Annotated in this window: 2 protein-coding genes; both read right to left on the bottom strand. The window is 67.6% G+C overall.

Annotation, left to right across the window (positions count from 1 at the left end):
- Positions 1 to 987, bottom strand: a 987-nt coding sequence (locus FKP22_RS31100) for a VC_2705 family sodium/solute symporter (protein ID WP_170201205.1), incomplete at its 3' end; no start/stop codon positions are given.
- Positions 984 to 1175: DUF4212 domain-containing protein (locus FKP22_RS31095; protein ID WP_141292025.1), on the bottom strand; the 192-nt coding region annotated here is incomplete at its 5' end. The genes FKP22_RS31095 and FKP22_RS31100, both read right to left, overlap by 4 nt.

Genomic DNA, 1175 nt, shown 5'->3' with positions numbered 1-1175 from the left:
GGCCATCTCGCGCTCGGCCGCCTGGACCTGGTATTGCGGCGCGTCGGCCTTCTGCAGTGCGGCAATGCGCTGGCGCGCTTCGGCCCGCTCGCTGGCCAGGGCTTCGGTGGCGTGCAGCTGCTTGTCGCCCAGCTCGTTGGCCCGGGCGTGGAAAGCCTGGATGGCGGACAGCTCGGCCGGGTCCGACTTCAGCCGTGCCTCGGCTTCGGCCACCTTCTGCAACTGCTGGCCGTAGACCGCCTGCGGAAACGGCACGCCGGTCTGCTTGACGCTGAGCCAGACGACCGGCACCAGGTAGGCCAGCAGCAGCACGATGTATTGCGCGACCTGGGTCCAAGTCACCGCGCGCATGCCGCCCAGGAAAGAGCAGACCAGGATGCCGCCCAGGCCGAGGAACACGCCGATCTCGAACGAGGCAATGTGCGTCAACCGGGTGGTGATGAGACCGACGCCGTAGATCTGCGCCACCACGTAGACAAACGAGCACAGCACCGCCGCGGCGACGCCGATCAGCCTCGGCAGGTGGCCCTGGTAGCGCGCGCCGAGGAAATCCGGAATGGTGTACTGGCCGAACTTGCGCAGGTAAGGTGCCATCAGCAGCGCCACCAGGCAGAAGCCGCCGGTCCAGCCCAGCACGTAGGCCAGGCCCTCGAAGCCGGTCAGGTACAAGGTGCCGGCCAGGCCGATGAAGGAGGCTGCGCTCATCCAGTCCGCCGCGGTGGCCATGCCGTTGTAGACCGCCGGCACGCGGCGGCCGGCCACGTAATACTCGGCCGGGTCTGTCGTGCGGCAGACCACGCCGATGACGGCATAGACCACCACCGGCGCGGCCAGGAACACGAAACCGATGTACTGGCGCGGCATGCCCAGCCGCTCCAACAGGCCCATGCCCAGCACAAACAGCACGAAGCAGAGCGCAAAGCCGAAATAGATCGCGTGCAGCCGGTGGCGCGCCCGCCGGCCGACGTGCGGCTCAGATGGGTTCATCGCGGCTCATCGAAACCATGCGCTTCGTCGATGCTCGGCGTCAGCAGCGCGAACACCACCACCAGCAGCAGGTAGACCAGCATCGCGCCCTGCGCGGCCATCCAGAAGCTGAACGGCCAGCCGAAGAAGCCGAAATTCATGCCGCGTGCATGCCAGGGCAGCACGAAGCTGACGAGCGCCCACACCAC

This window comes from Ideonella azotifigens, assembly GCF_006519715.1.
In the GTDB taxonomy this organism is placed as follows: Bacteria; Pseudomonadota; Gammaproteobacteria; order Burkholderiales; family Burkholderiaceae_C; genus Ideonella; species Ideonella azotifigens.
The sequence above is the reverse complement of the archived record's forward strand: the minus strand, read 5'-3'. Positions and strand labels throughout refer to the sequence as shown.